Source organism: Bacillus sp. (in: firmicutes) (assembly GCA_012842745.1).
GTDB lineage: Bacteria > Bacillota > Bacilli > Bacillales > Bacillaceae_J > Schinkia.
In genome coordinates, this window is sequence record DUSF01000054.1 from 92,985 (window position 1) to 118,483 (window position 25,499).

General features: G+C 36.0%; 29 protein-coding genes. 13 read left to right on the forward strand and 16 right to left on the reverse strand.

Annotation, left to right across the window (positions count from 1 at the left end; genetic code table 11):
* The first annotated feature begins 21 nt into the window (after nucleotides 1-21).
* Nucleotides 22-1,410 carry a class II fumarate hydratase gene (gene fumC, locus GX497_14630; GenBank protein HHY74428.1) on the forward strand — a complete coding sequence of 463 codons (1,389 nt, stop codon included), beginning with the start codon at nucleotides 22-24 and terminating at the stop codon, nucleotides 1,408-1,410.
* Nucleotides 1,411-1,463: 53 nt separating this feature from the next.
* Here fumC and GX497_14635 read toward each other — a convergent pair whose 3' ends face one another.
* A complete protein-coding gene (locus tag GX497_14635) occupies nucleotides 1,464-1,679 on the reverse strand; it encodes an alpha/beta-type small acid-soluble spore protein (GenBank protein HHY74429.1) in 216 nt (71 codons plus the stop codon).
* Between the two features lie 295 nt (nucleotides 1,680-1,974).
* Here GX497_14635 and GX497_14640 point away from each other — a divergent pair, with 295 nt between their 5' ends.
* Both GX497_14640 and GX497_14645 read left to right on the forward strand, forming a co-directional pair.
* The gene (locus GX497_14640; protein ID HHY74430.1) at nucleotides 1,975-2,226 is read left to right on the forward strand and encodes a hypothetical protein; all 252 of its coding nucleotides are present in this window, start codon (nucleotides 1,975-1,977) and stop codon (nucleotides 2,224-2,226) included.
* Nucleotides 2,227-2,338: 112 nt separating this feature from the next.
* On the forward strand, nucleotides 2,339-2,599 hold the full coding sequence (locus GX497_14645; protein ID HHY74431.1) for a metal-sensitive transcriptional regulator: 261 nt from the start codon (nucleotides 2,339-2,341) through the stop codon (nucleotides 2,597-2,599).
* Between the two features lie 60 nt (nucleotides 2,600-2,659).
* Here the strand turns inward: GX497_14645 and GX497_14650 are convergent, their stop codons facing one another.
* Genes GX497_14650 through GX497_14670 form a run of 5 tightly spaced genes read right to left on the reverse strand, consistent with a single transcriptional unit; the run spans nucleotide 2,660 to nucleotide 7,789 of the window.
* A complete protein-coding gene (locus GX497_14650; protein HHY74432.1) occupies nucleotides 2,660-2,836 on the reverse strand; it encodes a hypothetical protein in 177 nt (58 codons plus the stop codon).
* Between the two features lie 40 nt (nucleotides 2,837-2,876).
* Nucleotides 2,877-3,953, reverse strand: coding sequence for a hypothetical protein (locus GX497_14655; GenBank protein HHY74433.1), 1,077 nt, complete (start codon nucleotides 3,951-3,953; stop codon nucleotides 2,877-2,879).
* A complete protein-coding gene (locus GX497_14660; GenBank protein ID HHY74434.1) occupies nucleotides 3,940-5,316 on the reverse strand; it encodes a YheC/YheD family protein in 1,377 nt (458 codons plus the stop codon). The genes GX497_14655 and GX497_14660 overlap by 14 nt, the downstream gene beginning before the upstream one ends.
* Entirely contained in the window at nucleotides 5,317-6,402 is a 1,086-nt protein-coding gene (locus GX497_14665) for a YheC/YheD family protein (GenBank protein ID HHY74435.1), read from the reverse strand.
* A gap of 13 nt (nucleotides 6,403-6,415) precedes the next feature.
* A complete protein-coding gene (locus GX497_14670; protein ID HHY74436.1) occupies nucleotides 6,416-7,789 on the reverse strand; it encodes a YheC/YheD family protein in 1,374 nt (457 codons plus the stop codon).
* Nucleotides 7,790-7,887: 98 nt separating this feature from the next.
* Between GX497_14670 and GX497_14675 the strand changes: the two genes are divergently transcribed.
* From GX497_14675 to GX497_14695, 5 genes are all read left to right on the forward strand, one after another.
* A complete protein-coding gene (locus GX497_14675) occupies nucleotides 7,888-9,024 on the forward strand; it encodes a DUF445 domain-containing protein (GenBank protein ID HHY74437.1) in 1,137 nt (378 codons plus the stop codon).
* A gap of 45 nt (nucleotides 9,025-9,069) precedes the next feature.
* On the forward strand, nucleotides 9,070-9,426 hold the full coding sequence (locus GX497_14680) for a YlbF family regulator (protein HHY74438.1): 357 nt from the start codon (nucleotides 9,070-9,072) through the stop codon (nucleotides 9,424-9,426).
* A gap of 121 nt (nucleotides 9,427-9,547) precedes the next feature.
* Nucleotides 9,548-10,411 carry an HAD family phosphatase gene (locus tag GX497_14685; GenBank protein ID HHY74439.1) on the forward strand — a complete coding sequence of 288 codons (864 nt, stop codon included), beginning with the start codon at nucleotides 9,548-9,550 and terminating at the stop codon, nucleotides 10,409-10,411.
* A 140-nt stretch (nucleotides 10,412-10,551) separates the two neighbouring features.
* On the forward strand, nucleotides 10,552-12,045 hold the full coding sequence (locus GX497_14690) for a coproporphyrinogen III oxidase (GenBank protein ID HHY74440.1): 1,494 nt from the start codon (nucleotides 10,552-10,554) through the stop codon (nucleotides 12,043-12,045).
* A 115-nt stretch (nucleotides 12,046-12,160) separates the two neighbouring features.
* Nucleotides 12,161-12,934, forward strand: a complete 774-nt coding sequence (locus GX497_14695; GenBank protein HHY74441.1) for an enoyl-CoA hydratase — start codon at nucleotides 12,161-12,163, stop codon at nucleotides 12,932-12,934.
* Between the two features lie 44 nt (nucleotides 12,935-12,978).
* Here the strand turns inward: GX497_14695 and GX497_14700 are convergent, their stop codons facing one another.
* Nucleotides 12,979-13,119, reverse strand: a complete 141-nt coding sequence (locus GX497_14700) for a YuzL family protein (protein ID HHY74442.1) — start codon at nucleotides 13,117-13,119, stop codon at nucleotides 12,979-12,981.
* A gap of 118 nt (nucleotides 13,120-13,237) precedes the next feature.
* On the opposite strand from GX497_14700, the gene GX497_14705 reads away from it, so the two are divergent.
* A complete protein-coding gene (locus GX497_14705) occupies nucleotides 13,238-14,464 on the forward strand; it encodes a DNA repair exonuclease (protein ID HHY74443.1) in 1,227 nt (408 codons plus the stop codon).
* A 10-nt stretch (nucleotides 14,465-14,474) separates the two neighbouring features.
* Nucleotides 14,475-17,207, forward strand: a complete 2,733-nt coding sequence (locus GX497_14710) for an AAA family ATPase (protein ID HHY74444.1) — start codon at nucleotides 14,475-14,477, stop codon at nucleotides 17,205-17,207.
* A gap of 11 nt (nucleotides 17,208-17,218) precedes the next feature.
* On the opposite strand, the gene GX497_14715 is transcribed toward GX497_14710, so the two are convergent.
* Nucleotides 17,219-18,457 (reverse strand): hydrolase, encoded by a 1,239-nt coding sequence (locus tag GX497_14715; protein ID HHY74445.1) that lies wholly within the window; start codon nucleotides 18,455-18,457, stop codon nucleotides 17,219-17,221.
* A 192-nt stretch (nucleotides 18,458-18,649) separates the two neighbouring features.
* Here GX497_14715 and GX497_14720 point away from each other — a divergent pair, with 192 nt between their 5' ends.
* Nucleotides 18,650-18,835, forward strand: coding sequence for a SigE-dependent sporulation protein (locus GX497_14720; GenBank protein HHY74446.1), 186 nt, complete (start codon nucleotides 18,650-18,652; stop codon nucleotides 18,833-18,835).
* 56 nt (nucleotides 18,836-18,891) lie between these two features.
* Here GX497_14720 and prsA read toward each other — a convergent pair whose 3' ends face one another.
* Nucleotides 18,892-19,764 (reverse strand): peptidylprolyl isomerase PrsA, encoded by an 873-nt coding sequence (prsA, locus tag GX497_14725; protein ID HHY74447.1) that lies wholly within the window; start codon nucleotides 19,762-19,764, stop codon nucleotides 18,892-18,894.
* A gap of 174 nt (nucleotides 19,765-19,938) precedes the next feature.
* Here prsA and GX497_14730 point away from each other — a divergent pair, with 174 nt between their 5' ends.
* A complete protein-coding gene (locus tag GX497_14730) occupies nucleotides 19,939-20,040 on the forward strand; it encodes a YjcZ family sporulation protein (GenBank protein HHY74448.1) in 102 nt (33 codons plus the stop codon).
* Nucleotides 20,041-20,093: 53 nt separating this feature from the next.
* Here the strand turns inward: GX497_14730 and GX497_14735 are convergent, their stop codons facing one another.
* On the reverse strand, nucleotides 20,094-20,276 hold the full coding sequence (locus GX497_14735) for a hypothetical protein (protein ID HHY74449.1): 183 nt from the start codon (nucleotides 20,274-20,276) through the stop codon (nucleotides 20,094-20,096).
* A gap of 153 nt (nucleotides 20,277-20,429) precedes the next feature.
* Nucleotides 20,430-20,972, reverse strand: coding sequence for a DUF3267 domain-containing protein (locus GX497_14740; GenBank protein ID HHY74450.1), 543 nt, complete (start codon nucleotides 20,970-20,972; stop codon nucleotides 20,430-20,432).
* 138 nt (nucleotides 20,973-21,110) lie between these two features.
* Between GX497_14740 and GX497_14745 the strand changes: the two genes are divergently transcribed.
* Nucleotides 21,111-21,455: a DUF1878 family protein gene (locus tag GX497_14745; protein ID HHY74451.1), complete on the forward strand. Its 345-nt coding sequence runs from the start codon at nucleotides 21,111-21,113 to the stop codon at nucleotides 21,453-21,455.
* Nucleotides 21,456-21,457: 2 nt separating this feature from the next.
* On the opposite strand, the gene GX497_14750 is transcribed toward GX497_14745, so the two are convergent.
* The 5 genes from GX497_14750 to GX497_14770 form a co-directional block, all read right to left on the reverse strand.
* Nucleotides 21,458-22,063, reverse strand: coding sequence for an HTH-type transcriptional regulator Hpr (locus GX497_14750; GenBank protein HHY74452.1), 606 nt, complete (start codon nucleotides 22,061-22,063; stop codon nucleotides 21,458-21,460).
* A gap of 209 nt (nucleotides 22,064-22,272) precedes the next feature.
* Complete coding sequence (locus GX497_14755) at nucleotides 22,273-22,629, reverse strand: YtxH domain-containing protein (protein ID HHY74453.1); 357 nt, start codon at nucleotides 22,627-22,629, stop codon at nucleotides 22,273-22,275.
* 147 nt (nucleotides 22,630-22,776) lie between these two features.
* On the reverse strand, nucleotides 22,777-23,319 hold the full coding sequence (locus GX497_14760; protein ID HHY74454.1) for a tryptophan transporter: 543 nt from the start codon (nucleotides 23,317-23,319) through the stop codon (nucleotides 22,777-22,779).
* Nucleotides 23,320-23,431: 112 nt separating this feature from the next.
* Complete coding sequence (gene serC, locus GX497_14765) at nucleotides 23,432-24,514, reverse strand: 3-phosphoserine/phosphohydroxythreonine transaminase (protein ID HHY74455.1); 1,083 nt, start codon at nucleotides 24,512-24,514, stop codon at nucleotides 23,432-23,434.
* 98 nt (nucleotides 24,515-24,612) lie between these two features.
* Nucleotides 24,613-25,041, reverse strand: coding sequence for an HIT family protein (locus GX497_14770; protein ID HHY74456.1), 429 nt, complete (start codon nucleotides 25,039-25,041; stop codon nucleotides 24,613-24,615).
* Nucleotides 25,042-25,499 lie beyond the last annotated feature (458 nt).

The following is a 25,499-nucleotide window of genomic DNA, read 5'->3' on the forward strand; positions in this document are numbered from 1 at the left end:
AATAAAAGGGGGTTCATCTTAATGAAATATCGGGTTGAAAAGGACACGTTAGGTGAAGTGGAAGTAGAAATAGATAAGCTTTGGGGTGCACAAACAGAGCGCAGTAGACGAAATTTTCCGATTGGCAAAGAAAAGATGCCACTTGAGGTTATTAAGGCATTTGCGGTTTTGAAAAGAAGCGCAGCTATTGTCAATGGCGAGCTTGGAAAGCTAGAAAAAGATAAAGTAGAAGCGATTGTTGAGAGTGCAGATGAAATTATCGCTGAAAAGTTGGATGAACATTTCCCGCTAGTTGTTTGGCAGACTGGCAGTGGGACGCAGTCAAATATGAATGTTAATGAAGTCATTGCTCATGTAGGCAATGAGAAATTGGCGGCGAAAAAATCTCCAATAAAGCTTCATCCAAATGATGACGTCAATAAATCACAAAGCTCCAATGATACATTTCCGACAGCGATGCATGTTTCCGCTGTTTTAATGATTGAGCAGCAGCTTTTGCCTGCGGTTAAAAAGTTGAAGGAAACATTAAAGAAAAAAAGTGAACAATTTGTCGATATAATCAAGATTGGGCGGACACATCTCCAAGATGCCACACCATTGACATTGGGGCAGGAAGTTTCTGGCTGGCAGCGCATGCTAGAGAAAAACGAAAGCATGCTTGAAAGTAGCTTAGATTATGTCAGGGAGTTGGCCATTGGTGGTACCGCTGTTGGAACGGGGATTAATGCCCATCCACAATTTGGCGAAAAAGTAGCGGCGGAAATCTCTACTTATACAGGGAGCAAATTCATTTCTGCACCAAATAAATTTCATGCCTTAACGAGCCATGATGAATTAGTTCATGTCCACGGGGCTTTAAAGGCGTTGGCGGCTGATTTAATGAAGATTGCCAATGATGTTCGCTGGCTTGCAAGTGGGCCTAGATGTGGTATTGGGGAATTAACAATCCCCGCAAATGAACCGGGAAGTTCCATTATGCCTGGGAAAGTGAATCCAACACAAAGTGAAGCGTTGACAATGATTGCCTGCCAAGTCATGGGGAATGATGCCGCCATCGGCTTTGCAGCGAGTCAAGGAAATTTTGAACTGAATGTTTTTAAGCCAGTAATCATTTATAATTTTCTGCAATCAGTGAGGTTATTAGCTGATGGCATTGAATCTTTCCATGACCGTTGTGTTGTAGGCATTGAGGCAAATAAAGATGTTATTGAACATTATTTGCATGATTCATTAATGCTTGTCACAGCATTGAATCCATATATTGGTTATGAGAAGGCCGCAGAAATAGCGAAAAAAGCATTTAAAGAAAACACTACTTTAAAAAATGCCGCTGTAAAATTAGCTTATTTAACTGCCGAACAGTTTGATGAATATATTAATCCAGCGGAGATGATTCATCCGAGGGAATAATTAAACGGCCCCAAGCGATTTGCTTGGGGCCAAGCCATTTATATTAAGTTGAATTAAAATTGACCGTGTGTTCCAGACATTTGTTGTTGTGCCATTGATACTAGGCGCTTCGTAATTTCTCCACCAACAGATCCGTTAGCGCGAGAAGTAGTGTCAGCACCAAGATTAACACCGAATTCTTGAGCGATTTCAATTTTCATTTGATCAAGTGCTTGGGCAACACCAGGAACTAATAATTGGTTACTGTTATTACTATTGTTATTTGCCATTATTATTCACTCCTTAAGAATTTTCTGTGTTGTAAATGGTAGGGTTAGTTGGATTTAAACCAACAGTGTGTGTTAACTGCCTTAATGGCTAACCCTGCGATATTATTCGAAGTTTGTGTGTTGCTTTTGATTTTGTTGCTTCGTTGTATTCTTAAGTTAACCAATTATTTTTTATTTATTAATGGTAATATTTTGAAGATTTTATTTTTGCCAGAGATTTTATGTTGTAGATGTTTAATGACATACACATACTTGTATTAGGTGAATTTCTTTCATAAAGGAGTAAATTAATATTATGTATATATGTCCCTTATGTAATCAACTTGGGCAACAATATTACAAATGTCCAAATTGCCAAAAGGAAATGGAAGATAACGGAAGGTTAATGGATTATTTTGATGACTATAGCGCTTATTTAGATATAGAGGGGATGAAGCTTTTTAATGGCTATCCTAGTGATCAAAAAAATCATCAATGTCCCCATGTTTTTTATTGTTTTAATTGTTCCGAGGAAATAGTTTATTTAATAAACGAGATAGAATATTAATTCGCATTTTTTTTATGAGAATACAGTATTTTATTTCATTCGTTGAAAAAATATTATATAATAATAGTACGTTGTGGGGTAATTTCTAGCATGATTAAAGGTGGTGAGCACGATGGAATATCCTCAAGATATGAAAAACCGCTTAAAACGTATTGAAGGACAAGTTCGTGGAATTCTAAGGATGATGGAAGAAGATAAGGAATGCAGGGAAGTAATAACGCAGTTATCAGCAGTCCGTTCTGCTGTTGACCGGACAATTGGTTATGTTGTTGCCAAAAATTTAGAGCATTGTATCCGAGCCCAAGCGGAAAAAGGGGAAAGTGCGGAAGATGTTATCAATGAAGCTGTACAAATGATTGTGAAAAGTAGATAGTATAAAAAAACTCTCAGCCAAATGTGGCTGGGAGTTTTTTGAAACTAAACTTTAAGTGAACTATTCAAGATTTAGTGGAGGCTCTTCTTCCACTAAATTTCTTGCTTCATCAATGGGTTTTGAAGTTTTTCCGTGTATGACTGTCCCGCCGGCCAAACCTTCGTTGATCATCCGATCTACATCCATAAAATAGCGGTCACGCCCTTCAAATTTGGAATCTTTGTTTTGTGAACTCATCGTCATCCCTCCTTTTCCCCTTAATTTGTGCATAACAATTTCATCTATTCATGTTTTTATATTCAAGAAAAATTTCTACTAAATGATTGAGACCATTTCTGTAAATTTCCAGTTCATCAAATTTCATCGGTTTAGAATTTACATCAAAAATAAAAAACTCCCCATTGATTGTTTTTCCAACATCCATTGAGAACTCTTTTACGCAATCATCACCGAACGCTCTCTCCAATGCCTTTCCTGTACGTGCGGTTAAATCGCGGATGTGCTCAAAATCCTCTGCTGTAGAAATTTCTTCAACTCCGATGATATTTCCCCCTTTTAAAACATGGGTCGTAATGCCGTTTACTTTGCTTTGTCTAATGCCAATTCCGGAAACAAGCCAATTGTTGTTAACATTATGAGCTAAAACACGGTAGTCATAGCTTCGTTCATCACGTTTCATAATTTCTGTCTTTTTCTGCAATATATACTCTCTTTTTAATAATAAAGGATTGATCTTCTTTTCCCAGATGTTTTGGAAAAATGTCGACCCATATATACCGTTATGCCCTTTAATGTGATAGGAATCATCTTCATACTTTGAAAGCACATAGATTCCATTTCCTTTGCTCCCATCATTCGGTTTCAAATAAAGTGAAAGATAGTTGTTTAAATGCCTTTCAAGTTGTTCTTTTGATTGGATTAATTGTGTAAAAGGAAGATGTTTCCTAAGTTTCAAATCCTCTGAAAGGGCTGTATAGATATCCCATTTTTTAAAAAAGTAACTATTAAATATTGGGATGCCTTTTTCTTTACACCAAGCAGAAAAGGCATGAAATTGTTCTGTATTTTCCGATTTTCTGTAGGGGATGCGATTATAAATAACAAGAGGAATCCCATTATAATCGGTAAATACCCAGCCTTTTTTTCTTTTATTAAAAATATAGCCGCCTTTTAAGTGGTTTTCCCGAAATGACAATGTGATCGGAAAGATAATTGCTGTACCACCTTTTTCTGCTAATTTTAATGAAAGATCTTTAAATAACTTAAAGTTTCCTGTTAATGCCGAATGTTTCCCTTCTGTTGTTAAAATACCAATGATAAATTGTTCATTTTCAAGACTTTTATTCTTTTTCATGGAAAAGCACCTCAGGCTCTAAAATAGCCCTTTTTGTTAAATAAATCGCAAATGACATTGGCAGTGCCCTTGATAATTGATCATATTCCTTTAATTTAGGGTGCTTAAAAATAGAACGGCCTGGTTTAGAATTCGCTTCAAAAACCCAAATTTGCCCATTCTTATCAATACCTAAATCAAAACCAATCTCGCCAAGAGTTCCGTTAATTTCTTTTTCTAATATTTCACTCATCGTTAAGACAGCTTGCTCCAACTTTTCAGCCCCATCAGCGGGAATCGGAACTAATTTTTTAATTTCTTCAATTGTTTTTACAATCCCTCCGCTTCCTAAATGAGTTGTAACACTGCCAACACCAGCAACTTTAGCGGCAATGGCGCTCATTTTCCAAACACCAGCATCATCTTTATTCGTATGAATTCGGAAATCGAACGGTTTATTATCAACTTTAATAAGGGCAATCCCTTGTTGGGCAATATACCCTTTAAGGTTTTCGTTGTTGAACTGTGTTTGTAAGAGTGATTCCAAAGACTTAAACTTTCGTAAGTGATTTTTATCATTCTTGCGAAAGCGACAATACAAAGCCTCTCCATCGCTGTCAGCTGCTTTAATGATTTGGTGAATGCCTAAGCCAAGGCTACCATTCATCGGTTTAATATAAATGTTGTGATATTTGTCAAGAAGCTCGCGAATAGAGTTTAAAGTTGGAATCGCGATTGTTTCAGGTAAATAAAGAGTAACTTCAGGATGGGCGCTAAAAATCTCATGTATTTCCCATTTATTGAAAAAGCCGGGATTAAACCAAGGAATTAAATATTCGTTTTGCAATTTATTTTTTATATTTTTTAAAATACTGTGATTTTCAGTTTTACGGTTCGGTAAGCGGTCGTAGACAACGTTTGGAAAAGGGACTTCAATTTGCTTCCAGCCGTCCATACTATGGAAAAAGCCCTTAATTCTACCTGTTTCCCAATTAATATGGTTGGCCCCGAAGACGAATGTAAAAGCACCGACCGTTTTTTCTGTTGAGAGTAATTTAGCAAAAAATAGTGATCGATCACCGATAGGTCTTATCGTGGTGCCGGTAAAACCAGCTGTAAAAATGCCAATTAGTGGACCGAGATGAAGAACACCATCATTGGCAATCACATGAATTTTACTTTCGTAAGGAATTCCGAGCTGTTTCCAAAGTGATTCTGTAATATAAATCGTTTGTGGCTCCTTGGAGCGCTTTATTTCGCAATTGCAAATTTCCGTGCCTAAAGAAATAGTTTTAAAATGGTTAAATGGAGTGTATAAAGATTCTGGGACCCACACATATTCTTTTGATGAATTGGAATGCTTTTTTAAGGAGAATAATTCCATTTAAATCAGCTCCTTCCTTTGAAGTGCAATTTGTTTACAATAATCAATAGGGGCGCTATAGAGAAATTCTTCAATTCCAGGATTTGTTTGCAAAATTGTTTTATGCCCTGGCTTGGAATTTGTGTCAAGAATCCAAGTTGATCCATCTTTAGCAAAACCAATATCGATTCCCAGTTCAAATAAAGGCCGCTCGAAGCTTGCTTCAAGCGCAGTGGGAAGATGGGTTGTAATTGTATTTAAATCATCAAGAAGCAGCTCTCGTTGAGCTTTGTCGAACGACTTTGATTGTAGCCATTCTTCGAATGAATAGGCTGTACCGCCGCCGTGAAGATTTGAAATACAATGTCCTTTTTGGCCTTTGCGAATGCCGCGTCCAAGCTCATGCCAATCATTGTCTTTCTTTTTTTGCAGTAAAATGCGAATATCAAATGGTCTCATTTCTTCATCTAAAAGCGGTAAATATTCTTGGACTAAATACGAATGGCTTCTTACTAGCTGTTTTAACCAATGGCTAAGCCGCTCCTTTTTTGAAAATACTTTATGGATTAAATTTTTATTTCGATGGGTTTGCAGCTCAATTTGCTTTCCTTTCATCATAAGCAAGATAATGCCTCGGCCTTGTGAGCCATTTTCTGGTTTCAGCAAAATTTTTTTATGTTTATTTAATGCCTTAAAAATATCCTCAGAATTTTCCACTTTTCTTGTGATGGGGATATAATATTTAAGCAAAGAATGTGAAGAAAGAGTATTGTAAAGTTTCCATTTGTTTGGCAAGCCATGACCGATAAAAAAAAGATCCTTTCTATTTTTTAACCAATTTACAATTGGTGAGTATTTTTTTATTATCTCTTCCGATGAATAAAAGCAACGGTCATATATAAACGTAGGAATGGGAAAAACGGCTCTATCCCAAGCGTTTGTTGTTGGATTAAATTTAGTACCATGAACATATTCTGTATTTGGGTCAATGTCACCAGGAGAGAAACAAAAAACTTCCATTCCCTGTGACGCTGCTCTTTTTGCGATTTCTATAAAATAACCTTGCTCCGTTTTTTTGTTTAATGTTAAAAATCCAAAGGATAGCATCATTAATTCCTCCTTATTTTTTCCAACTCGAAAGATGAAAACAGTAATTCAGTATTGCTTTAGCGGAAGGCCTTATTTTTGGAGAAAAGCCTTCGGGGTCTTGATTTTTTGAAGGCTTTGTATTGACCTCGATAATCCAAGGCTTTCCATCTTGATCAACAGCAAGGTCTACTCCAAGCTCACCATAAATACCTTCCGCGTTCTGGTCTATAATACTAGAAGCTTCAATGGCAATCTCTTTCAGCAATCGTTCAATTTGGATAATCGTTTTTTTGTCAAAATGATTGTTTAGTGCTTTATTAATTTTAAAGAGCTCTCCTCCTCTCGCAATATTTGAAACAAATTCATTTTTAGAGGAAACTCGCGCGACAATCGAAGTGACTATCCATTCCGTATCACTTTTGCGGTGGCAAAGGAGCCGAAAATCAAGGGGTCGTTCCTCCTCGTACAATAAAAGCTCTAGGCCTTGCTGAATAATGTACCGCTGTTTTTGCAAGCGATGTTTGACTGCATCATATAAAAGGGGAATCGATGAATATTGTTTTGCAATTTCACTAGAAAAAGTTGAATAATCTAAGAAAATACTTTCTTCCTCTGTCTCTATTTTAAAAATATTTTTTCCAAGGCTGCCATGAACGGGTTTCAAGAATAAAAGAATATGTTTGTTCATCATTTCTTCGATTGTTTTTCTGCCATTTACTAGTTTTGTTTCAGGTAAATACGGTAATAAATGCTCATAGCTAGAAAGAACTTCATACACATGCCACTTATTTAAAAAGCGCTCATTGAAATAAGGAATATTGGTCTTATTCAATTCCTGAAAAAAAGCTTGAGCTTTTTCTGAGCGTTCCTTTAAGCGGGAATGGATGCGATTATGGACAACATGAGGGATAGGTAATTTTTCTTTTATCCAGTTTTTATTGGCCGTGCTATACATAAATCCGTTTACACTATCGTTTTGAAAGCTATCATAGTGAAAGACGTAAACAAAAATATGCAGTTCACTTCCATACTTTTGCAATTCCTCAATAAACGTATGAATCGTGCCGAAAGTTTGATGATGAATATAATCCGTAACGATTCCAACAAAAGGTCCGATTTCCCATATACCTTCAGTAGGGTCAATCTTTATTTGGATGTTAAATGGGTCTTTCGGGAGAAGGAGGTCATCAAGTATGGAGACAGGACAATAAATACTGGAATTTTCTATTGCATTTGCAACATGGATTATACAATCTACAACACGTTTTCCCGTTTTTAGCGTTATTTTTTGACCGTTCGTCGTATTTGTTTGCTTCTGTAATTCAGAACTAATTATAATAGTAGAAGATGATTCTGCTTCTTTTTGGTCTTTCGGGAGAATCTGAACTTTAAAAATATTTTTCATAAGGGAACCCTCACATTGCCCATGGGCGTTATGATAAGAGTATCATATGAGAATCGAAGCGTTAGTGTGAGGAATTCGATAAGGAAGGTTGTTATTTAATGAATTTTGTAGGAATGCTTTTGTTTATGGCGATAATCGGAGCGGTCATCGGAGGTGTGACGAACCATCTTGCTATTAAAATGCTGTTTAGGCCGCTTAAACCTATTTATATATGGGGTAAACGCTTGCCGTTTACCCCGGGACTTATTCCGAAACGGCGTCAGGATTTAGCTGTTCAGCTTGGGCGCACGGTCGTTGATCACTTGTTAACTGCCGAAGGGATTCGCAATAAATTTAAAGAGCCACAATTTTTAAATGACTTGGAAGCATGGGCGCAAACAGAGGTTTCAAGAGCTTTGGAAAGTAAAAAAACGCTGTCTGAGTGGTTGGAGGATGTTGGTGTAAGTGGGGTGGAAGAAAGATTAGCGGAAAAATTAAATGCGTTTATTGAAGTGAAATATGAAGAACTAGTCGGGCAAGCTAGGGAAAAAACATTAAGTGAAGCGTTGCCGGAAGGGTTGCTTGTAAAGATTGATTCGAAAATCCCTGAGTTTTCTGCTTACATTTTAAACAAAGGAATTGCTTACTTTGAAAGTAACGAGGGCAGGACCCGCTTAAGCATGATGGTTCAAGATTTCCTCGAAAACCTCGGCTCTTTAGGCAATATGGTACAAATGTTCATTAGCAATGATACGATTGTAAATTCTGTGCAGCCTGAGCTTATTAAATTTCTTAGCCATAAAGGGACAGAAAATATGTTGACACAATTATTGGACCAAGAATGGGATAAGGTGAAAGGCTGGAAGGTTGACATGCTGGAAGAAAAAGTGGGCCGTGATCAGTTTTTGGAATTTTTGAAGAGAAATCTTAATGAACAAATTCCTTATAAAAAATGGCTTCATTCTTCTGTCGAACAAGTAACAGCTTTGTATAAGAAAATGATTCTAGAAATATGGGTGCCGAAAGTTGTTAAAGCAGCCGGTGATTTTGTAGATAATCGCATCGAAGAAGTAATGAAAAGGCTCCATCTCGCTGAAATTGTTCGTAAACAGGTAGAAGCTTTCCCGGTTGAGCGTCTAGAAGTCATCGTTCTTTCAATTTCAAAAAGAGAATTTAAAATGATTACTTATTTAGGCGCTTTGCTTGGCGGATTAATTGGAATTGTGCAAGGATTAATCGTATATTTTGTTGGTTAGGAATATATTTGTTATGATAATAACAACTTTAAGGAGGGACCACGAATGACAAATGTTTATGATGTAGCGTACAGTTTAGAAAAGGCAATTAGGGAAAGTGATGATTTTAAAAGATTAAAACAGCTTGTTAATAGCATCAATAGTAATGAAGCTTCTAAGCGTCTATTTGATAGCTTTCGTGAAACACAGTTTGAATTGCAGCAAAAGCAAATGATGGGCGATGATATATCTGAAGAAGACGTACAAAAAGCACAACAACAATTCACATTAATTCAACAACATGAAGGAATCTCGCAATTAATGCAGGCAGAAGAGCGCATGAGCATGATTATTAATGATATAAACAGGACTATTATGAAGCCATTGGAGGAATTGTACGGGGTACCGGAAGGATTAAAATAATAAGCATGATTTAGTTGGCTGACACAAAATGTCAGCCTTTTTTAGTTCTATCACATTTTTATTGTTCATACGTTTATCATAAAGTGATACTTGTATTAGATGGAACAAGGGGGAAGCTATTATGATGTATCGGTTACTGGCGATTAATATTGACGGAACATTATTGAAATCGAATGGGAAATTATCTCGTGAGACAAGGCAAGCGATTGATTATGTCCAAGACAAAGGTGTTTACGTTACATTAGTTACAAGTCGGAATTTCCCTTCTGCAAAAAAAATTGCCAAAGCATTAAAATTGGAAAGTTATTTAATTACCCATAGCGGTGCTTTTATTTCAGATAATATTGAGGAGCCATTTTTCGAGGGAAGGATTTCTGAAGAAAAAACATTTAATATTGTTCAAGTTCTAGAAAATTATAAATGCTCGATTAGGTTATTACATGAGCGCTATTCAATTGGAAACCGGATTAAACAAAAAGGAAATTTAATGGGGAAGGTGATAGCGAACTCTAATGACCCATTATTTTATCCGATTCAATTCGTCCAAAGTTTAAGTGATCAATTAGTCGATTTTCCTCTCGCCGTACCAAAAATTGAAGTGTACTTTTCCAATAAAGACAAAATGCTTGAAGTGAAGGAGATTGTAAACAAATCTTTCCCTGAAGTGAATGTTGTTGTTACCCATGATTTATCGTTTGAAATTGTTGCAGGGTCTGTCTCGAAGGGACAGAGCATTAAACGCCTCGGCGACCATCTTGGCATTTCAATGGAAAAAACCGTTGTGATCGCTGACTCAATCAGCGATATTCCAATGCTCAAAGAAGCAGGCTTAGGAGTAGCGATGTGGAATTCCCCATTTGAAGTGAAAAAAGCAGCCGATTGGGTCACAAGGTCTAATGATCATAACGGAGTAGCGTTTATGATTAGAGAGCATTTTCGAAAGCAGCAAAGAATTGAATTTTTGCGGAAAATAACAAAATCATAGAATTGTGTGCGAAAGCGTAATGGTGTTTAGTCATCATTATGCTTTTTTGTTATTCCCGTTTGACCAGCACCCTATTGTTAAGTACACTTTAAACAGTGTGACAAGATTATAGATAGACATCAATGAAGTAGGTGAGAAATTTGAACATACAAGTAACAGGCATAGACCCTAAAAACGAACGTAATCTTCAACATATTGCTAATTTATTTTATGAAGAATGTAGCTTAACTACTAATAACTTGGAAAATCCGGATCTTATCATAAACTTTGAAATAAATAATTCGAGGCCAATCATTATATCAGCACAACTCTTTGACGTAAAAACGAATAAACAATATGAAACGCAATATGAAAAAAAGAGCGAATCCCATCCCGGAACAAAGGGATGGGAGAAAGAAGTGCGGCAGGCGATTGCATACGCTTTTTTAACAGTGTTACAAGTGTTGACGGGAATCACACAAAAATGGGGGATTCTAACAGGAATTCGGCCAATAAAACTGCTTCATAACAAATTGAATCAAGGTGTCCTAAAGGAAGAAGCGCATGCTTTATTAAAAGCAAATTACATGATTCATCAAGATAAAATCAATCTTATGCAAACGATTGTTGATAAGCAGTTAAGAGCTGTACCTGATTTATTTTCCCTCCAAAATGAAGTGAGCATTTATATTGGCATTCCTTTTTGCCCGACTAAATGTGCTTATTGTACATTCCCAGCATATGCTATTAATGGCCGACAAGGCTCTGTAGACTCTTTCTTAGGCGGTCTTCATTATGAAATAAGGGAAATTGGTAAGTGGCTTAAAGAACAGGGCATTCCTATTACAACCATTTATTTTGGAGGCGGTACACCTACGAGCATTACCGCAGATGAAATGGATATGCTTTATGAGGGAATGTATCAATCGTTCCCGAATATGGATAAGGTTCGCGAAATAACAGTGGAGGCGGGGCGTCCTGACACGATTACTATTGATAAATTAAAGATTCTAAAAAAGTGGAACATCGACAGAATCAGCATTAACCCACAGTCTTATATTCAGGAAACATTAAAAGCAATCGGCCGGCACCATACAGTGGAAGAGACGATTAAAAAATTCATGCTTGCTCGGGAAATGGGGATGACCAATATTAATATGGACCTCATTATCGGTCTCCCTGGAGAAGGTCTAGAAGAATTTGAGCACACGCTACATGAGACGGCGAAGCTAATGCCGGAATCTCTTACCATTCATACATTATCATTTAAACGAGCATCAGAAATGACGCAAAATAAAGAAAAATATAAAGTGGCAGACCGTGATGAAATTCAAAAAATGATGAATAGAGCGTCTGAATGGACAAAAATAAACGGCTATACACCCTATTATCTATACCGTCAAAAAAATATTCTTGGTAACTTAGAAAATATCGGCTACTCTTTGCTGGGGCATGAAAGCTTGTATAATATTTTAATAATGGAAGAACAGCAAACAATCATTGGCCTTGGCTGTGGAGCGGCTAGTAAATTAGTAGACCCGAAAACGAAAAAGATTACAAGGTTTGCCAATCCAAAAGATCCAAAAACATATAATGATAACTATGAATATTATACAAACAAAAAAATCAAATTATTGTCGGAACAATTTTCCTGAATTGTGAATATTTCATGATTAATAAACAAATAAAAAGGAATTGTTATCTTTTTACTGAATAAAGACAAGTAGCTAAAAATCTAGCAATAAAATTTTTGATGAAGGAGTGTTCCTAATGTCCCAATCTGTGTTGTTAACTATCGAAGGGAGCATTGCAACGCTGCAATTGAACCGTCCCGATTGTATGAATGCGATGGATGTAGATATGATTAATGAACTTCTTGAAAAATTGAAGGAGGTAGCAATTAGTGATGCTAGTATTCTAATCCTTTGTGGAAACGGGAATGCTTTTTCAGCAGGTGGAGACATTAAGACAATGCTTTGGAATGCAGATGAAGATGAATTTGACCGTGTAATGAATACGATTAACGAAATGATTATGACTTTGTATGCTTTGCCAAAATTGGTCATTAGTGCTATTCATGGACCAGCAGCAGGTCTTGGCTTTAGTTTTGCATTAGCAGCAGACTATGTTATTGCTGATAAAAACGCAAAGGTTGCCATGAATTTTATTAATATCGGATTAATCCCAGATGGCGGGGGACATTTCTTCTTGAAAAAACGTTTAGGAGATCTTAAGGCATTGCAAGTAATCTGGGAAGGAAAGGCTTACTCTCCAACAGAAGCTTTAGAGTTGGGATTAGTAGATGAAGTTTCCGAATGTGAAGCAATTGAGGCCGCTTATAATAAGGCAAATGAATGGCTCCAAAAACCAACGGAAGCGATGATTAAGTCGAAAAAAATTATCGCTGATAGCAGTCGCCATAATCTATTAGAAATTTTAAAAATGGAAAAGATAGGTCAAATTAGGATGCGTGAAACGGATGACCATAAAGAAGGAATGAACGCTTTTCTTGAGAAAAGAACGCCGGTGTTTACGGGAAGATAAGGAGACAGTGGGACAGATAGATGATCCTTCTGTCTCCTTTTTCCTTACTCCTTTTTAAATTGTTGGTTATTATTTGATTGAAAAGCATGCTCTACTAGTTCTTTTTGCTGCCCGGGGTTCCTTTTTCCTTGTACACTTGCTGCGGCCACACCTTTTTTACTTGGATTTGCTTTAAATTTCGCCATTTACAAAATCACCTCCACATTCTTATATTTTCCGAAAAAGATTTTTATATGAGTTTTACGAATATGCGTTCGATATGTTAAAATAAAAGTAATATATTTTTGGAAAGACGTGGTTTTGATGGATGCAATTAAATTTATACATACTGCTGACCTTCATTTAGACAGCCCTTTTAAAGGGTTAAATCATTTGCCAACCCCTATTTTTAAAAAATTAAAAGAAAGCACGTTTGTTTCATTTAATCGAATAATCGAGCTTGCTATTAGCGAACACATTGATTTTGTATTAGTAGCGGGTGATTTATTCGATAATCATATTCGTAGTTTAAAGGCACAAATTAGCCTGCGAAAAGGGTTTGAAAGGCTGGAGGAAGCTGGAATATGCGTATATGTTATTCATGGCAACCACGACCATTTAGGGGGTAGTTGGGCAGAGCTAACATGGCCGGAAAATGTCTATTTTTTTTCAGAAAATGTGGAGGTCACCCCTTTTCAAAAAAAAGGTAAAACATTGGCGTATATTCATGGCTTCAGTTATGAAAAACGTGCTGTCACTGAAAATATGGTTAAATATTATCATAAAAAAGAAGACGATTTATTTCATATCGGGATGCTACACGGGAATTTAGAAGGAAAGGACGAGCATGACCCATATGCCCCTTTTACAATCAATCAGCTGTTAGAAAAAAATTTCGATTATTGGGCACTTGGGCATATACATAAACGGCAAATTCTCCATGAAAATCCAACTATTATTTACCCGGGAAATATTCAAGGGAGACATCGGAAAGAATTTGGTGATAAAGGCTGCTTTGTTGTCGAATTAACGAAACTTGAAACAAAACAGCGATTTGTTCCTTGTGCCCCGATTGTCTGGGAAACGGAAAATATTACAATTGATTCGTTGGTAACTGTCGATGAATTAATTATTGCGATAAAAACATGTAAAGAACGATATCGAAATCTTCGTCAAGGAGCGATTGTAACAATTAATTTGCTTGGAAGCGGCCTGCTTCATGAAGAGCTAAATGATAGCCAGTTCATAAATGATTTATGTGACATTGTTAATGAAGGCGAAGAGTTAGCAGAAAACTTCGTTTGGGTGGCTTCATGTCAAAATAATACAGCGATACCATATAATCGAAATCTATTAAAAAGTGAAGCCCATTTTATTAGCGATTTATTGCAGCAGGTTGATGATTATAATGACGATTTTTTTGAAGAAGCTTTAGGGATGTTGCTCAAAAACCATAAGGTCAACCCATTTTTACAAAATGTGAAGGAAGACCGTAGGGAAATTCTCGTTAAAGCTGAAAGGCTTCTTTTACATGAATTGTTGAAGGGGTAGGGGTATCAGAATGAAAATACGAACGATTCATATTTACGGTTTCGGACAATTTGAAAATAAAATGTTTCAATTGCAGCCAACAAAATCGCTTCATGTTTTATTCGGACATAATGAAGCAGGAAAATCAACAATTACGGCTTTTATCCTTGCGATTTTTTTTGGGTTTCCCGCAAGGAATCAAACTGAAAATCGTTATGAACCGAAAACAGGTGCCAAATATGGTGGCAAGGTGACGGTAGAAACTGCTGATAAAGTTATCACAATCGAGCGGGTAAAAGGACGATCAACAGGAGAACTTTTAATTTTTAACGAGGATGGCACCGTCTGTGAGGAGGATGAACGAGAAGCATTATTTAAAGGGCTTGATCGTGCGCTTTATCAGTCTATTTTTTCGTTTGGTTTTAAAGGGCTGCAGGCAATTGAAAACGTGACGTCAACTGAATTGAGCCATTATTTATTTACGGCAGGAACGACTGGTGGCCAAGCTCTATTTGAGATGGAGAAAAAATTAACAAAAAAACTAGATGAGCTCTATAAACCATCTGGACGTAAACCATTATTAAATGAAAAATTAGCGGAATTAGAGTGCGTTCGCAATGAATTAAAAAAATGGGAAGGTAAAGTCGAACTTTACAATAAGTATGTTCAGGAACAAGAACGTTTAAAAGTTCGTTTAAATGAAATGGGGGAAAAAATAACTCAGCTCCAATCATTAGTAAAAGAATATGAAAAAAAACAAATGCTTGAGCCTCATATTACAGAGCGCAAAAAGTGGCAAATTCAACTTAGCCAGATAAGCGATTTTGAGCCTTTTCCTGTAAATGGGCTTGAGCGTCTAGCGCAACTTCAAACAGAAATGCGTCCCTTAAAAGGACAGGCACTTTCGCTTTCGCAAAAAATATCTGATTTACAAAAAGAAATGGATGCAACCAACTATAAAGAAGATTCTATTGCACAGGAAGTAAAAGTCCGATCTTTAAAGGAGAAGCAAAAAGTTTATGAAATGCAAGAAATAGAAAAAGAAAAAATCAGCTTATCGTTAACATATGAACAGGAAGAAATTAACGTCATTATTGGGAAGCTTGGCAGCGGCTATAATGAGGAGATTATAAACGAAATTGATATAAGTCTTACAATTAAGGAACAGCTAAAAAATTTAATAACTAAAGTGGAGCGTTTAAACAATCAACAAACGTTTTTAGATGAGCAATTTAATAAAGCAAAAGCGGAACTTGAACAAGCAGAAGCAGCTTTGCAAAAATTGAAAAAGGAGAAGCAAAAAAATAAAAAGCCAATGCTTGCAGTCATCCTCTCTCTTCTCGCAACATTTGCTGGGGGAATCATACTTTGGGTTTTAAGTGAGAGTATTTATCCGCTCGTTATTTCAGTTATTATTTTATTAGGGTTATCTTTATATAAGTTCACTTTTAAAAATGCCAAAAATCAGCAAATCGAAAAAGAGCAAGTACTTTTAAAACAAAAGGAAAAAATCTTTGATGATATTGTAAAGCAATATGAAAGCTGGGAGCAGGAATTTCATCAAGCCGAACAGGAACTGGCGGCTTTTTGTTGTAAGCATAAATTTCCAAATGAATTGCCAGCAACGCTATTAATGAGTGCCTTTGAATGGCTTGAAGAACTAAAAAAACGAATTCGTACAAAAAGTCATTTATTATTGGAGCGGGAGCGGCTGGAAAAAGAGGTAACAATATTTACAGCCGACGTTAAGGAACTGATTGAGATTTTTAATTTGCAGACAGAGTTTTCGTTGTTGGCACTAGACAAAATCATTGACATAATCGAGAAAGAAAAAGAAAAAAAATATAGAGTTTATCAGCTGAATGAGAAGGGAAAGGAATATCACGATGAATTGACAGCGCTTGAACAGCAGATGCAATATTTAGAAACGGAAATAAAAGTTTTATTTTCTAGCGCCAATGTGGAAGATGAGGATTCATTTAGACAAAAAGGGAAGGCAAATGAGGAATATTCTGCCGTAAAGGCAAAGCTGCAAGCGATTGAAAGCTATTTACAATCGGTACTAAAAGCGGGTGAGGAACGCTATATTGATGAGATTGCAAATGAGAATATACATTACGAGCAAATCATTGATAAAACAACAGAAGCAATAACAAATGCTGATTCAGAAAGAAAACAGCTGCAAGTTAGGCTTGCTGATATAAGCGTTGAAATAAAAAATTTAGAAGAAGGAACTGCATATTCAGACCTTGTGCACCGTTATGAAGTATTGAAGGATGAATTTCAAAGGGAAGCAGGCGAATGGGCAGTTTACAAGGTTGCCAAAGACTTGATTGATCGAACAAAAGATTATTATCGGATGGTGCGGCTGCCACAAGTTATTCAGACCGCACAAACTTATTTTTCATTTTTAACGTTCGATAAGTATCCACTTCTTAATGCACCGACCGAAGACAGCGGCTTTATCGTAGAGCGTCATGATGGCATTCGTTTTACACCAAATGAATTAAGTCAGGCGACAACGGAACAGCTTTATTTATCGCTGCGATTAAGCTTAGCTAGGAATTTTCGTTCAATAACACCTTTGCCAATTATAATTGATGATAGTTTTGTCAATTTCGATAAGGAAAGAACGAAGCGTGCACTAGAGCTTATTCGGGAAATAGCGAAGGATCATCAAATATTATTTTTTACATGCCACCAACATATCGTAGAGCTTTTTGATGAAGCCGAAATGATTAAACTAGAAGGAAGCAGGGGATGATTCCCTGCTTCCTACTTTACTTCCTCCGTATTTTCATAGCGGCTATCAAGAAAATCGACAAAATGGATAAGATAGCCTTCGATTGTTTGTGGATTACGAACACAAGATCCCCATTCAGGCAAGCCATGGTGACAAAGGATGCAATGGTGCATATGGTGAATATCCTCCAATGAAATCATAATATTCTCCGATTCAATAATTTTAGAGAGCAATAAAACGCCATACGGAATATGCCCAACCATTACACCAAGCTCATCCATCATAATGCCAGTCGCTTTTCTGTTTTCTAACGATGAATGGTCGGCTGTAGGGAATAAAAATTTAAAATCCTCAAACGTTTTTCCAGCATGATGATACTCAAGCAGTTTTCCAATATCATGGAAAAGAATACTAACGATTAATAAATCATAATTTGCCACTTGGCCTTTATGCTTAGCCATCCCGTAAAACATTGAATAAAGATGGTCAATCGTATCTTTCCATACAAATGAACGGGAATTTGAGCCAGGGTTGTCGGTTTGTAAATCAGCCCATAATTCATCTTTAAGTGCTTTTTCAACGCGATGAATGAGTTTGAAAACAGCCTGAAACGGGTTATCCTCAAATTTTACGATATAGCGGGCAATACGCATCAGTCCAACGGTATGCTTCAATAAGCCGCCTAAATAATTATGGTGATGTCCTTTGGCCGCAGGCCTGATTCGAAACTGGTCCCAAAAGCGGTCCATAGCCTTAATGGCGATTTCTTTAAAAGGTGATTGAAGCTCATATAGATAGCTGAACAGTTCAATAGTTAAATCTTCAATATTTTGTTTCGTTGAGGCAATAAGGGAAAACGGATTAATATTTTCCTTGCACGGCTGTATTTTGTGTATTGAGATTGATTTATGGCCTCTATAATCCTCGACTTTTCCACTTACTTGAAACAAATTATATTCTTCAAGCATTGGTGTATAGCGAGCCAATGCACCGTCATTGTCCCACATTTTCGCATTGATTGCGCCATTACTGTTGCTGAATTTAAATTTTAAATATTGTTTATCAGTTTTTGTTTTTTCAACTGTATATTCAGTCAAAAGGAGCTGCGCATTTACATCATTGCCTTTAACTTCAGTTTCAATATTAAAATCACTTTTCCCTTCCTCCCAGACAGGAGGTGGATACTTATTCAAAATGGTTGCTCGTTCTTCCTCAGTACTATTGATTCGAACGGGGACAAAATCATAAAAATATGTTTTTCTGTTTTCCATTTACTTCCTCCGTGTTTATCGACTCGTTATTTGTATTATAACCTAAATGGGCTCGGTTTTGTGTGAAATTACTATAGTTTCGCGTCAATCATCGCAGATGTTTTACGCATAATTTCCCAGCGCCATCATATTTTTTAATAAAGCCTGTCTACTGAAAAAATTGGATTTTACTTTAAAAAAGGGGTGAACACAATGTTAACATTGCCATGGTGGATTTATCTTGTGTTAGCAGGAATCATTTTTAGTGCCTTTATGATGGTGAAAACGGCGAAGGAAGAGCAGGATGTAGATATGGAGTTTATCGAAAAAGAAGGCGAAATTTATATACAAAGAATGGAAGAGGAAAGAGCACGGCGGAAGGAGCAGATGCAAAACTAGAAATGTGTTTGCGGCCAGTTTTTAACCAGTAGGCTAAAATGTGGCCGCATTCCCGCTTATTTTTCCCCATTAATAAAATCAAAAGTACCTTTTAAATCTGCATCCTTAACTTTAATATTTGCTTCTTTTAATTCATTTTTAATTTTTTCTTGGACAACAGTTGGGTCCTCTTGAGCTTTTTCTTGAGCTAGTTCTTTTCGTATTTCATCCTTCATTTCATCGAAAGGTTTTAAAGCTTTTTTGTCAGTTAGTTTGATGATGTGATAGCCAAAGTCCGTTTTTACAAGGTCACTAACTTCCCCAATGTTCAGTGCGTAGGCCGCATCTTCGAAAGGTTTCATCATAAATCCCGTTCCAAAGTAGCCTAAATCTCCACCTTTTGCAGCGGAGCCAGGGTCTTCAGAATATTCTTTTGCTAGTTTCGCAAAATCTTCCTCGTGTTTAACTTTTTGTAAAACGTCTTTCGCTGTTTTCTCATCTTTAATTAAAATATGACTTGCTTTTATTTCAGGTTTCATTTCATCATATTTCTTTTTCATCTCATCCTCAGGAATTTCGAAATAGTTAACAAGTGCTTTATCTTGAATGAGCTGAAGACGAAGGGTGTCTTTGAAGGCTTTTTCATCTTGGACCCCATTTGATGCAAGGAACATTTGGAATTGATCTCCATATTGTTCTTTCAGTTTTGCAAGTTCGGCATCTACTTCTTTGTCCGTAACAGGATACTTTTCACCGAGCACTTTTTCTAATGCTAGTTTGTATAGAACATTCCGACCGTATTGTTGTTTTAGTTCATTATATAACTCATCCTGTGTAATATTTCCAGCCTTCGTTTCGGCAATTACATTAGAGCTACCAGTATTTCCACTACATGCAGCTAGTCCAAAAATTGTTACGGCCGCTGTTGCTGAGAGAATCCACTTTTTCATCTTTGACACTCCTCGTATTTTCAAAATTTAACCTATGACATGACATACTATATCATATTTTTTATGTTATATAAAAATTATATTTTCGTATCGGTATAAATAAGGACAGTGGCCCATTCGTTTATTTTATTTATTGCATAATATGGGATAAAGCCTACGAGGGAGGTGTTCGTTATGTCTGAACAGGTTGGCTATGGTGGCTATGGTGGGGGATTTACATTAATCATTATTTTATTCATATTATTAATCATTGTAGGTGCATCTTGGTATTGGTAAGAAACGAGGAGAATACTATGAAAAAACAAGGGGCTAGTAATCGGCCTCTTGTTCTAATATACGAAAAGAATTTCAATATAAGTGGAAATAAGCAGAATAGTTATTAGTACATTTATTGTTCGAAAAACCTTTGGTTGACGTTCTTCGGGAATCTCTTTTCGTAGACACATTTGGTTTGTCATTGAATTAATTATATATAAAAAGAAAACCGCAAATGTAATGAACGGGAATACCATTTTATTGAGATTCCTCCTTTACAAAATATAGTAGCTTAAAAGATTTACATTTGTACATGTAAATAACAATACCAAAAAAAAGAAGAAAAAGATAGTTTATAACGATAAAGGGACTGTCACCAAATTTATCCGACATATTGGAGACAGCCCTTACTATTTGTTATGAACTAATATATCAAATGAGTTTCTCGTATGTTCAATCATGCTCTTTTTAGGAGCTTTAATTAAAATCATTAAATAAATAATGTCTGATACTGATAAGCCGATATTTATGGCAGCTATAATTGAAAAATAATGCATAAATTGCGGATAAATAATGCTACAAAAAATTAAAGGACAAGTAATAAATACAGTTGGCGCTAGAATTGATGCTATTTTTATATTCCTAGGCAGCTGATGATTATATTGAATCGTGAAAATTGGCAAAAACCGCGAATTGAAATAAAATCTGACCTTTATTCTTTGTCCAGTTAACCAAGCGGGAATTGCATGGCAAACAAGATGTATAGGAATTAACAATAGTAAACAAATTAAAAATAATAGCATGTAATCATCGTTTAAATGTGTGCTTTCATTTATAATACTTAGTGGAACATACATCATGATGAAAGCAGGCAGCATAACGAACATTGAAACAACGATAAGTCGCTGATTGCCGAGATCACGAGATAGATTAATTGTTTTCCAACAATTCATTTACATTTACACCTCAAAAAAGGAATGATATGTACCCCGATGGATACTCAACTACTGTATTATGAATTGCTGTAAAAATCAATACTTGCATTGTAAAAAAAATTGTTAAATTAAAATCGTAAAGGATGTTGTTGGGAAATGGGAGAGATAAAGAAACGGTTGAAAAAAATAGAATATCATCAAAGGTTATTACTAGAGATGATTCAGACTCAAAATTTCCCGGTATACAGATTGATAGTAAAAAATGATTTATCAGAAGAGGAAGTTGAGGAGTTATTTAAACTATGCGATGACCTTACGATTCAGTATGAACAACAGAAAGAGGAGGGCTTTGTTTACTTTATGCCACTCCTCACACAGTTTATTAACTTGGTTAATAAAAAGTTAGATCCAGAAGAGACTATTCATGCATTTCTGGAACAGAAAATGTATGTTACTTTGATGGAAGTCTTAAAAAAGACTTTAACAATTGCTCAAAAATAGTTTTAGGTTTTGACAGGTTCTTTGTCGATTTCCTGTTCTTCATATACATTCTCTTTTTTTGTTAACCGACCATTTTCTTCAACAAATTCTTGATTAAGGTTTTCGAAGGAACGTTCAAAAATTTGCATGAAATCATCACCATAAATATTTCGCACGATACACATGAATTCAACCATTTCCGGGAATTTCCCGTAAAGTTCACGAAGTGGTAAAGCTGCTTTGTACGCATCGTATCCAGAAGCGTCATAGGCCTCCATTGACTTTAATAAAATTTGTTCGCCTTCTTCTGTTAATTCTACATATGTGTTTCGCTTGTCATCCTCTTTTTTTGAAAATTCCAACAAGCCTCTTTCTTCTAATTTCTTAGAAAAGTTGAAAGCTGTTGAGACGTGCATGACACCGAATTTTGCAATTTCTGAAATAGATGCCCCCTTTAAATGGTACGCAATCCAAAGGATGTGGTGCTCATTTATGTTAAGGTCAAAAGGCTTAATCCATTGTTGCCAATCCTTTTCAACCGACTTCCATAGAGCTTTACTTAGTTGGGCGATTTTTTGGCTGAATAAAATGGCTTCTTTCATCGAATATTGAATGTCTTCACGTTTCATTTAAAATCACCTACTTTCCTGAAATGATTATTCTAGAAATCTAATTTTATTATTCTATTATGCCAATAATTGAAAAAAAGATAAAGAGAATTTTTTGTTTAAATTCAGAAAATTGGTTAAACTTTTATAAATTTATTCCAAAAATTGAAAAAAGACAAGGTATTATGGCTACCCTTGTCCGATAAATTTTTTATTTAAGTTTAAAGTTTTTAAGCCTTCTTCATATTTTCGAGTTTTTGAATTGATTCTTCGATGCTTTTTAATTCATCCAAAATATTTGTCTTTTGTGGTTCAATTTCCTTTTTCCATGAATCAATTGATGTTTTTACATCCTTTGAAAAATCCTTTAAAATAAGCGCTCCTTCTTTTGAAGCTTGGACAACTTGATCTTTTAATTGAGTTGATTCTACTTTTAAGGAATTCAATGTTTCTTTTACCTTTTTACTGTTTGCACTGATTGTACTTTTAAGTTCATCGCCGCTTTTTGGTGCAACAAGAAGGGCAGTGGCTGCTCCAGCAAGACCACCAATAAACAAACCAAGGAATAACGATTTTCCTTTTGCCATAAATACCAACTCCTCTGCAATATTACTTTTATTATAAAGTAAAATTTTTTTACAAGAAACCCTTATAACATGTGGATACAGCCAATAATATGGATTTTTTTACAAAAAAGCCCTACCTCAATTTGCAATAGAGGCAGGGCACTATTTTTAACCTTCGAAACTATTAGATCGCGGTACAGTGATTTTTGATCTTTTTAGGATGGCGGAAACGATTGGATAAATGACAATCATGGCCACAGTATTAAAAACTGTAGTAGGTAAAACTACCGTTGTGAATAAAGCTAAGAATGATGCACCGCCGGGCAATCCAAAAAGAATCATCACTGAGCCAAGAAATACAGTTCCGCTAATCATTGTGCCAATGGCAGTTAAGACAGCTGCTGATGCAACAGATTGATTCAATTTTCTTACAGCAAGGAAAAGCCCAAAGAATAAGAACGCTGTAATTGGTTTATCAATCATATTGGCAACTTGACCGCCTAGGAAATTAGTTGTTAGTGCTGATACGATGCCTGTTGCAATTGCTAAAACAAAAACATTTTTCTTTTCTGGAAATAGCATGATTCCTAGAAACATCATCGTTAGAAGCATATCAGGTTTCATCCCGAAAAGAATAGGTGGCACTACAGCGTGTAAAACAGCTCCAATCCCAATTAACATTGCTAATGACACAAGTACTTTCGTATTCATTTCTCATCTCTCCTCGTCTAATCTAAACTTTTTCTTTCCAATAGTGCCCTCATGACCTATTGCGAAAGTTATTATTATTTTATCAAATTTTTTAATTGTTTGGAAGGGTAACTTAGTGCTTTGCTTTAAATGAAAGCATGTAATCACGTAAAGCTTCACAAGCTTCGATTGGAACCGCATTATAGATTGATGCGCGGCAGCCGCCAACAGAACGATGGCCGTTCAAACCAACGAAGCCAGCTTCTTTTGCACCTGCTAAAAATTCTTTTGAAAGCTCATCATTTGTCAGTGTAAACGTTACATTCATGTTTGAACGGCTGCCAGGCAGTGCATGCGCTGAGTAGAAGCCTTCACTTTCATCTATTGTATTGTACAGAATAGAAGCTTTTTGCTCGTTTATTTGTTGAATTTTCTCAACACCACCTAGCTCTTTTACCCAATTCAGTACAAGAGAAAGCATGTAGATGCCGAATGTTGGCGGCGTATTGTATAGTGAATTGCTCTCTGTATGTGTACGATAATCAAGCATTGTTGCCAAGTTTTCAGGAATACGAGATAATAATTCCTTCTTCAGAATAACGACTGTTACACCTGATGGGCCAAGATTTTTCTGCGCCCCAGCGTAGATTAAAGAAAATTTCTCTACATCAAATGGGCGGCTTAAAATGTCGCTGGACATGTCGGCCATCACGTCGATGTTGCCGAATGAAGGGAAGTCAGCCCATTGTGTTCCGTAAATCGTATTATTTGATGTAATATGCAAATAAGCAGGGTTCTCACTAAGCTTAATTTCTTCAAAGCTTGGGATAGACTTATATTTTGACTCTTTTGTAGAAGCGGCAATATGCGTTTGACCTAGTTTTTTCGCTTCTTGTAAAGCCTTTTCCGACCATGAACCAGTTAAAACAAAGTTTGCAATTTGTCCTTCTTGTAAAAAATTCATTGGGATCATTGAAAATTGCAAGCTCGCTCCACCTTGTAAAAAGAGCACATCATAGTTTTCTGGGATATTTAATAGCTTTTTCAAAGTTGCTTGTGCGTTATTATGGACTGCCTCATATTCTTTGCTGCGGTGGCTAAGCTCCATTACTGACATTCCAGATCCTTTGAAATCGATAAGTTCAGCTTGTGCTTTTTGAAGAACTTCTAAAGGTAATGCAGATGGGCCAGCGTTAAAATTATAAGCGTGTTTCAATGTAAAATCCTCCTCAAAAATAAAATCACATTTTTAATACTATCCTAACACGTTTTCGTGCCTTCGGCGTATTTATTTTTTTAATATTCGACGATTTTTTATGATTTGACAATTCCATTTGAAATTTCTTTTGCTAAGTTTTGCAAATCCTCACCTGTATATTCGCTTGCGTGGGATTTTAACACCGTGCCATAGCCGTCGCCTTTACCGTAACGAGGAATAATATGAAGGTGTAAGTGAAACACTTCTTGCCCGGCTTTTTCTCCGGAATTACTGACAAGATTCAAATCGTCAATTTTTAATTGGCTTTTTAAAGCATTTGTAATTTTAGGAACGACTGAAAACAGTTGTTCCGCTGTTTCTTTTGGCAAATCAAATAAGTTTTCATTATGCTTTTTTGGGATAAGTAATGTATGTCCTTTCGTTAATTGCGAAATATCTAAAAAAGCTAATACATTTTCATCTTCATATACTTTTGCTGAAGGAATTTCTCCATTGACAATTTTACAAAAAATACAATCTGACATAAATAAGCCCAACCTTTCAATAGAAAATTTTTCTAATAAACATTATACAGAATTTTCGCTTCGTAAACCAAATATGATTGTAGGTACACAAAAAAACAGGGCGTCTTAATGAGCGCCCTGTTTTTTGAAGAGATTTGGGAGTTTGCTTTTTTGCGTCTAAAACTATAGTTTGTCTTTCACAGACACCTCATTTTCAAAGGAATAGTATCTAAATCAGTTATATGCCGATCGTAGACACCTCATTTTCAAATGGATTTAAGTTTTATTCAGCTTATAAAGCAAATAAGTTGTCTTTCACAGACACCTCATTTCGGATTAAAATGACGTTACTAAATCACCACTTAGATTGTTCATCGCCATCATCTCCCTCAAAATTAGGATTACTGCTACTAACTTGTTGAACTCCCCTCTTCGTTTATTATGATAACCAGCAACGAGGAATCTATACATTTATTTTT

Excerpts from the sequence above, each read along its gene's own strand:
- prsA (HHY74447.1), bottom strand. The coding sequence starts at position 19,764 with ATGAAAAAGTGGATTCTCTCAGCAACAGCGGCCGTAACAATTTTTGGA.
- GX497_14660 (HHY74434.1), bottom strand. The coding sequence starts at position 5,316 with ATGGAATTATTCTCCTTAAAAAAGCATTCCAATTCATCAAAAGAATAT.
- GX497_14715 (HHY74445.1), bottom strand. The coding sequence starts at position 18,457 with ATGGAAAACAGAAAAACATATTTTTATGATTTTGTCCCCGTTCGAATC.
- GX497_14720 (HHY74446.1), top strand. The coding sequence starts at position 18,650 with ATGTTAACATTGCCATGGTGGATTTATCTTGTGTTAGCAGGAATCATT.
- GX497_14705 (HHY74443.1), top strand. The coding sequence starts at position 13,238 with ATGGATGCAATTAAATTTATACATACTGCTGACCTTCATTTAGACAGC.
- GX497_14635 (HHY74429.1), bottom strand. The coding sequence starts at position 1,679 with ATGGCAAATAACAATAGTAATAACAGTAACCAATTATTAGTTCCTGGT.
- GX497_14695 (HHY74441.1), top strand. The coding sequence starts at position 12,161 with ATGTCCCAATCTGTGTTGTTAACTATCGAAGGGAGCATTGCAACGCTG.
- fumC (HHY74428.1), top strand. The coding sequence starts at position 22 with ATGAAATATCGGGTTGAAAAGGACACGTTAGGTGAAGTGGAAGTAGAA.
- GX497_14740 (HHY74450.1), bottom strand. The coding sequence starts at position 20,972 with ATGAATTGTTGGAAAACAATTAATCTATCTCGTGATCTCGGCAATCAG.
- GX497_14730 (HHY74448.1), top strand. The coding sequence starts at position 19,939 with ATGTCTGAACAGGTTGGCTATGGTGGCTATGGTGGGGGATTTACATTA.
- GX497_14665 (HHY74435.1), bottom strand. The coding sequence starts at position 6,402 with ATGCTATCCTTTGGATTTTTAACATTAAACAAAAAAACGGAGCAAGGT.
- GX497_14640 (HHY74430.1), top strand. The coding sequence starts at position 1,975 with ATGTATATATGTCCCTTATGTAATCAACTTGGGCAACAATATTACAAA.
- GX497_14670 (HHY74436.1), bottom strand. The coding sequence starts at position 7,789 with ATGAAAAATATTTTTAAAGTTCAGATTCTCCCGAAAGACCAAAAAGAA.
- GX497_14755 (HHY74453.1), bottom strand. The coding sequence starts at position 22,629 with ATGGCAAAAGGAAAATCGTTATTCCTTGGTTTGTTTATTGGTGGTCTT.
- GX497_14750 (HHY74452.1), bottom strand. The coding sequence starts at position 22,063 with ATGAAACGTGAAGACATTCAATATTCGATGAAAGAAGCCATTTTATTC.
- GX497_14675 (HHY74437.1), top strand. The coding sequence starts at position 7,888 with ATGAATTTTGTAGGAATGCTTTTGTTTATGGCGATAATCGGAGCGGTC.
- GX497_14650 (HHY74432.1), bottom strand. The coding sequence starts at position 2,836 with ATGAGTTCACAAAACAAAGATTCCAAATTTGAAGGGCGTGACCGCTAT.
- GX497_14735 (HHY74449.1), bottom strand. The coding sequence starts at position 20,276 with ATGGTATTCCCGTTCATTACATTTGCGGTTTTCTTTTTATATATAATT.
- GX497_14685 (HHY74439.1), top strand. The coding sequence starts at position 9,548 with ATGATGTATCGGTTACTGGCGATTAATATTGACGGAACATTATTGAAA.
- GX497_14655 (HHY74433.1), bottom strand. The coding sequence starts at position 3,953 with ATGAAAAAGAATAAAAGTCTTGAAAATGAACAATTTATCATTGGTATT.
- GX497_14710 (HHY74444.1), top strand. The coding sequence starts at position 14,475 with ATGAAAATACGAACGATTCATATTTACGGTTTCGGACAATTTGAAAAT.
- GX497_14760 (HHY74454.1), bottom strand. The coding sequence starts at position 23,319 with ATGAATACGAAAGTACTTGTGTCATTAGCAATGTTAATTGGGATTGGA.
- GX497_14700 (HHY74442.1), bottom strand. The coding sequence starts at position 13,119 with ATGGCGAAATTTAAAGCAAATCCAAGTAAAAAAGGTGTGGCCGCAGCA.
- GX497_14645 (HHY74431.1), top strand. The coding sequence starts at position 2,339 with ATGGAATATCCTCAAGATATGAAAAACCGCTTAAAACGTATTGAAGGA.
- GX497_14770 (HHY74456.1), bottom strand. The coding sequence starts at position 25,041 with ATGTCAGATTGTATTTTTTGTAAAATTGTCAATGGAGAAATTCCTTCA.
- GX497_14680 (HHY74438.1), top strand. The coding sequence starts at position 9,070 with ATGACAAATGTTTATGATGTAGCGTACAGTTTAGAAAAGGCAATTAGG.
- GX497_14745 (HHY74451.1), top strand. The coding sequence starts at position 21,111 with ATGGGAGAGATAAAGAAACGGTTGAAAAAAATAGAATATCATCAAAGG.